Source organism: Streptomyces sp. MK37H (genome assembly GCF_018035285.1).
In the GTDB taxonomy this organism is placed as follows: domain Bacteria; phylum Actinomycetota; class Actinomycetes; order Streptomycetales; family Streptomycetaceae; genus Streptomyces; species Streptomyces endocoffeicus.
Genome location: NZ_JAAAYH010000503.1, coordinates 1 through 6,139 on the forward strand (window position 1 = coordinate 1; position 6,139 = coordinate 6,139).

Genomic DNA, 6,139 nt, shown 5'->3' on the forward strand with positions numbered 1-6,139 from the left:
GGATGCGGAGTTGGGCGGGGCCGTCGGAGTGGCGGACGGCGTTGGTGACCAGCTCGCAGGTCAGGAGTTCCGCCGTGTCGGTCAGCTCGGCCATGCCGTGGGAGGAGAGGACCGCCCGGAGGGTGACCCGTGAGATCCGTGCGGCGCGTGGGTCGTTGGGCAGGCGGAGGGAGTAGGTCCAGGGGTCGGAGGACGGCGGTACGTTGGCCATGGAGTCTCCCTCGGGCGGGTGGAGTTCAGTGGGTTCGGCCCACACCGTAGAGCAGCGAGTGGTAGACCTGCTACGAAATCGACAGCAGCGCTGCCAAATGACTTCGTGTGGGTGACGAGGGAGAGCCGATGCCGCCGAGTAGTACTCCGACGTTGACGCAGCGCCGCCTTGGCGCGGAGCTGCGGAAGCTTCGTGAACGAGCGGGCTTGTCTTCAACCGCTGCCGCCGCGCGGCACGGGATCATTCAGGCTCGTCTGAGCAGTATCGAGGCCGGTCGATATCCGGTGAGCGCGGATCGTGTGCGGCTCTTCGCACGCAACTACAGCTGCGCGGAGGACGATCTGGTGGACGCGATGGCGGAGATGACAGGCGGGCGCACACGAGGCTGGTGGGATGAGTGCCGGGAGCATCTACCAGCCAGTTTCGCCGATCTGGCGGAGCTGGAGCACCATGCCCGGGAGATCCGCGTCGCGGTGGTCATCCATATCCCCGCGCTGTTGCAGACCGTCGATCACGCCCGGGCAGTGTTGCGGGAAGCGGCTCCGCCGCTGAGGGCTTACGAGGTGGAGCACCGGCTGTCTTACCGGATGAAGCGCCAGGCGATTCTCCATGAGGGCAGACCGGTGTCGTACACCGCGATCATCCACGAGGCTGCCCTGCGGATGGAGTTCGGTGGGCTGCGCACGGTGCGCGCACAGCTCGAACACGTCATCGCGATGGGCGAGCTGGACAACATCAACGTTCGGGTAATCCCGTTCAGTGGCGGCGGGACCTTCCCTGGTACAGGGCAATCGTTCGATTATGTGTCTGGCGCCGTGCCGCAGCTCGACACGGTGCAGCTCGACTCAGCTCACGGGTGTCAGTTCATCGACGCGGTGGCTGAGTTGGCCAAGTACCGAGCCCTCCTCGAACGGATGGAGGCGACCGCCCTCAAGCCGGCTCAGTCGCGGGACTTCATCCACGGCATCATGCGCAGCATGTGAAAGGTGAGAAACGTGCCCACGTATCAGTGGCGTAAGTCCTCCTACAGCGCGGACGCATCCAACTGCGTGAACGTCGCCGCCGCCAACGGCGTCATCGCAATGCGCGAGAGCGACGATCCCGACGTCGTCCTGACCACCACTCCGGCCGCGTTGCGGTTCCTCATACGCGGGGCCAAGGCCGGTGACTTCGACCGCCTCCAGGAAGGTTAGGCGCGACGGCCCGTCGGGAGAGGGAGGGAGAACAGACGGCCCGTCGCGTTCGCGACCCTAGGGCTCGGCGCTGAGCGGGCACTTACCGCTTGCTGAGGCCGGAAAATGGGAGGCGGCCCGGCCGGCGGCCGGGGTACCGTGCCGCCCATGGACTCGTTCCTTCAGATCTACGGCTGATACGCCGTTCCGTCCCGCGCACCGGCGACATCGCCGCTGCGCCGGGCCGTCGTGTCCATCTCGCCCTAGACCTGAAACGAGTGATCCTCTATGTCCCGTCGCCGTGCCCATATCGCCATGGTCGGCATCCCCGCCATCAGCCACACCCTGCCCAGCCTCGAGATCATCCGTGAACTCGTGGCGCGCGGGCACCGGGTGACCTACGCCAATGACCCCTATATGGCGGACGCCATCGCGCCGACCGGCGCCGAGTTCGTGCCGTTCGAGTCCACGCTGCCGGTCGCCGACAACGACTGGCCGGAGGACCCGATCGCCGCGATGACCCTGTTCCTGGACGACGCCATCCACGTCCTGCCCCAACTGCGCGCCGTGTACGACCGCGACCCGGCCGATCTGTATCTGTACGACATCGGCGCGTACCCCGCCCGGGTGCTCGCCGAGGCGCAGGGGCGCCCGGTGGTCCAGTTGTCACCGACGATCGTGGGCTGGGAGGGCTACCACGACGAGTTCGGGGCGCAGATCATGAGCCTTCCCGGCGCGGACGCGTATCAGGAGAAGTTCGCGACCTGGCTCGTGGAGTCCGGCGCCACCACCACGGACCCGAACGCCTTCTCCGGGCTGCCGCCGCGCTGTGTCGCGCTCATTCCCCGCGCCATGCAGCCGAACGCCGACAGGGTGAACACCGAGGTGGTGACGTTCGTCGGACCGTGCCTCGGGGACCGTGCCGACCAGGGTGGCTGGGAACGGCCCGCAGGCGCGGAGAACGTGCTGCTGGTCTCGCTGGGCTCGGCGTACACCCGGCAGGCCGCCTTCTACCGCGAGTGCGTCGCGGCCTTCGGGGATCTGCCCGGATGGCATGTGGTGCTCCAGATCGGCAAGTACGTGGACCCGGGTGAGCTGGGGGAGATCCCGGCGAACATCGAGGTCCACAACTGGGTGCCGCAGCTCGCGATCCTGGAGCGGGCCGACGCGTTCATCACCCACGCGGGGATGGGCGGCAGCAACGAGGGGCTCTACACCGGCTGTCCGATGATCGCCGTCCCGCAGGGCGCGGAACAGGCCATGAACGCCGACCGGCTCGTCGAACTGGGCGTGGCCCGCCGCTTCGACACGGCGGACGCCACCGCCGGGGCCCTGCGCGCCGCGCTGCTCGAGCTCACCACGGACCCGGAGGTGGCGCGCACCTCGGCGCGGCTGCGGGCCGAGGTGCGGGCCGAGGGCGGCACCGCGCGGGCCGCCGACCTGATCGAGGAAGCGCTGCGGTGACACGACGATGGCCCGGCCGCGTGGCGGCCGGGCCATCGGCAGGCGTCGGGCGGTTACTTCACGACCGTGATGCGGTCCGCCTTCGGCGGGTCCAGGGGCGAGGACTGCGACGAGTGCGCGCCCAGGTAGGCCGTGAACGCGTCCAGGTCGGAGGCGCCGACGAGCTTGTTCTTGCCCTCCTTGAAGGCGGGGAAGCCGTCGCCGCCGCCCGCGATGAACTCGTTCAGCGCGACGCGGTACGTCTTGGCGGGGTCGATCGCCTCACCGTTCAGCTTCACCGAGTCCGTGACGATCCGGTCCTTGCCGGACTTGGTCAGGTCCAGGGTGTAGGTGAGGCCCTTGGAGACCTGGAGGATCCGCGGGGACGCCTCGTTGGCGCCGCTGACCTGCTGCTGGAGCGCGGTGATGAGCTGGGAGCCGGTCAGGTCGATCACGTTCATCATGTTGGTGAACGGCTGGACCGTGAATGCCTCGCCGTAGGTCACCACCCCGTCCCCCTCACTGCCCGACGCCTTGTAGGCGAGGTCGGAGCGGATGCCGCCGGGGTTCATGAAGGCGATCTGGGCGCCGCCCTTGTCGGACGGGGAGAGCGCTTCGAGCTGGCCGTCGGCGATGACGTCGCCCAGGGGCGTCTCGTACGCGGTGGAGCCGCGGCCGTTGACGTCGGCGGAGACGTAGCCGACCGGCTTGCCGGCCACCGGGGCGGCCAGCTTGTTCCAGCGCCCGATGAGCGAGGTCATGTCGGGGGCCTTGGGCTGCTCACGGTCCACGACGTGGTTCGCCGCGTGGGCGCCCTTCACGCTCGTCCGCACGATGTCGCCGGTGCGGCGGTCGTAGGTGAGCGTGGTGTCGGTGTAGAGACGGCCGAAGGAGGCCGCGGAGGTCACCGTGCGCGGGGTGCCGGACGGGTCCGGAATGGTGCAGGTGTACGCCTGGTGGGTGTGGCCGGTGACCAGGGCGTCGACCTTGGGCGTGATGTTCTTGGCGATGTCGACGATGGGGCCGGAGATGCCCTTGCCCGCACCGCCGTTGTCGCAGTCGTAGTTGTACGAGGGGGAGGCGGGCAGCCCGCCCTCGTGGATGAGCGCGACGATCGACTTCACGCCCTTGCGCTGGAGCTCCTTGGCGTACTTGTTGATCGTCTCGACCTCGTCGTGGAACTTCAGGCCCTTGACGCCCTCGGCGGTGACGATGTCCGGGGTGCCCTCGAGGGTGACCCCGATGAAGCCGATCTTCACGCCCTTGTGCTTCCACACCGTGTAGGGCTTGAGGATGGGCTTGTCGGTCTTCTCGTCGGTGACGTTCGCGGCGAGGTAGGGGAAGTCGGCGCCCGGGAAGGTCTTGCCCTTCTCGTAGCAGCCCTCCTTGGGGTGGCAGCCGCCGTTCTGTATCCGGCTCAGCTCGGCGCGGCCCTCGTCGAACTCGTGGTTGCCGACCGAGGTGACGTCGAGGTCCAGCTTGTTGAGCGCTTCGATGGTCGGCTCGTCGTGGAAGAGCCCGGACAGCAGCGGGCTGGCCCCGATCATGTCGCCACCGGCGGCGGTGACCGAGTACTCGTGACCCTTACGGGCGTTACGGAGGGAGGTGGCGAGGTATTCGGCGCCACCCGCCGGGATGGTCTTGGTGGTGCCGTCCGCCTGGGTCTCGGTGACGGTGCCCGAGGAGCCCTGCGGGGGCTCCAGGTTTCCGTGCAGATCGTTGAAGGACAGCAGCTGCACGTCGACGGTGCGCCCTTTGCCCGAGGCGGCGGCGCCGGTGTCCGCACCCGCCGGGCTCACGGCGGTCAGCACCCCGGCCGCAGCGGCCAGCACCGCGACTCCCGTGGCCAACCGGCGTCCCGCCCCGCGCCGTTGAGGTCTCGCTGGCATGTCGTCCCCTTGTGTGCCCGTGTGTGTCCGTCATGGATGTGGAGCGCAGCTTACGGTCAACGCGCGTAGCGGGGCAGGGGGGTGAGGTTAAGAGCTGATGACCGGCAGTCAACGGTGTGAGGAGACTTCGCCCGTTCGGCGGAAAAGTCCTGATGAGGGGTTTGAGTGGTGGTTCGTTATGTGAGCGTGCGGATCATGCAGAACGAACTCACGAAGCAGACGCCCATTCCGGCGCAAGGGTCCGAGCTCCCGCCGGGCTTCTTCGAGCTGGTGGATGACCTCAAGGCGATCGTCACGAAGGCGAGCGTGCGCGCTCAGCTGAAGGTCAACACCGAGATGATCAAGATGTACTGGGAGATCGGCCGGACGATCCTTGAGCGGACTGAGCGGGAGAGGTGGGGATCAAAGGTCCTTGAGCGTGTGGCGACGGAGCTGCGTACAGCCTTCCCGAATCAGCGCAGTTTCGGTGCGCGGAATCTCAAGTACATGCAGCAGATGGCTCGAACATGGCCCGAACAAATTGGGCAACAAGCTGTTGCCCAATTGCCCTGGGGGCACATCACCCTGCTGATGGGCCGCTGCAAGACTCGCCCTGAGCTGGACTTCTACGCTCAGCGGGCCGTGCAGCAGGGGTGGTCCCGCGTCATGCTCGACCACTGGATCGACGCCCAGTTGCACCTCACCCAGGGCGCCGCGCTCAACAACTTCGACGCCACGGTCCCGGAGGACTCCGATGCGGTCAACGAGGTCGTCAAGGATCCCTACCGAGTCGACTTCACTCGGCTCTCCGGCAAGGTGGCGGAGCGCGACCTTGAGGACGCGCTGGTGCAGCAGCTCGTACGATTCCTGACCGAACTCGGGGTCGGCTTCGCCTTCGTCGGACGTCAGTACCCCATCAAGGTCGGGGACGAGGAGTTCCGGATCGATCTGCTCTTCTACCACTACAAGCTGCACCGCTTCGTCGTCATCGAGCTGAAGACTGACAAGGCTCGCCCCGCCCACCTCGGCCAGCTCGGCTTCTACGTCACCGTCGTCGACGACCTGGTCCGGGACAAGGAGCGCGACGATCCGACCCTCGGGATCCTCATCGCGAAGAGCCGCGACAAGGGGACGATCGAGTACGCCCTGCGGAGCAACAACGCACCGCTCGCAGTGAGCACGTATGCCGCGCTGCCGCCCCATGTGCGGGAGCTGATGCCCAGTGCCGAGGATCTCTCCCGTATCGCCGACGACATCCTCGACGGGGATGGGGCAGCCGGGTGACTCGCTGGTAACAAATTGTGCAGCGGCTTGCCGCACAATTGGGCCGCCGTAGGCTCGGCCTCATGAATGACGTGGTGAACGAGACATCCGGGGCCCGGCGGCTCGATGTGCTGGAGGAGTTGACGTCGGCCGAGGTGGAGGATGTGCTGCGGCTGATCGCG

6 protein-coding genes are annotated in these 6,139 nt (G+C 67.4%); 4 read left to right on the top strand and 2 right to left on the bottom strand.

From position 1 onward, the window contains the following. Nucleotides 1-211, bottom strand: a 211-nt coding sequence (locus tag GWI24_RS39030; RefSeq protein WP_374103395.1) for an ATP-binding protein, incomplete at its 3' end; no start/stop codon positions are given. Nucleotides 212-339: 128 nt separating this feature from the next. Between GWI24_RS39030 and GWI24_RS39035 the strand changes: the two genes are divergently transcribed. The 3 genes from GWI24_RS39035 to GWI24_RS39045 all read left to right on the top strand — a co-directional run bounded on the left by GWI24_RS39035 (nucleotide 340) and on the right by GWI24_RS39045 (nucleotide 2,847). Next, nucleotides 340-1,194: a helix-turn-helix transcriptional regulator gene (locus GWI24_RS39035; RefSeq protein WP_210950773.1), complete on the top strand. Its 855-nt coding sequence runs from the start codon at nucleotides 340-342 to the stop codon at nucleotides 1,192-1,194. Nucleotides 1,195-1,206: 12 nt separating this feature from the next. Then, on the top strand, nucleotides 1,207-1,404 hold the full coding sequence (locus tag GWI24_RS39040) for a DUF397 domain-containing protein (protein WP_210950769.1): 198 nt from the start codon (nucleotides 1,207-1,209) through the stop codon (nucleotides 1,402-1,404). 267 nt (nucleotides 1,405-1,671) lie between these two features. Continuing rightward, complete coding sequence (locus GWI24_RS39045) at nucleotides 1,672-2,847, top strand: macrolide family glycosyltransferase (RefSeq protein WP_210950770.1); 1,176 nt, start codon at nucleotides 1,672-1,674, stop codon at nucleotides 2,845-2,847. Between the two features lie 53 nt (nucleotides 2,848-2,900). On the opposite strand, the gene GWI24_RS39050 is transcribed toward GWI24_RS39045, so the two are convergent. Next, nucleotides 2,901-4,715: a bifunctional UDP-sugar hydrolase/5'-nucleotidase gene (locus GWI24_RS39050; RefSeq protein ID WP_210950771.1), complete on the bottom strand. Its 1,815-nt coding sequence runs from the start codon at nucleotides 4,713-4,715 to the stop codon at nucleotides 2,901-2,903. Nucleotides 4,716-4,910: 195 nt separating this feature from the next. On the opposite strand from GWI24_RS39050, the gene GWI24_RS39055 reads away from it, so the two are divergent. Beyond that, a complete protein-coding gene (locus GWI24_RS39055; protein ID WP_210950772.1) occupies nucleotides 4,911-5,978 on the top strand; it encodes a YhcG family protein in 1,068 nt (355 codons plus the stop codon). Nucleotides 5,979-6,139 lie beyond the last annotated feature (161 nt).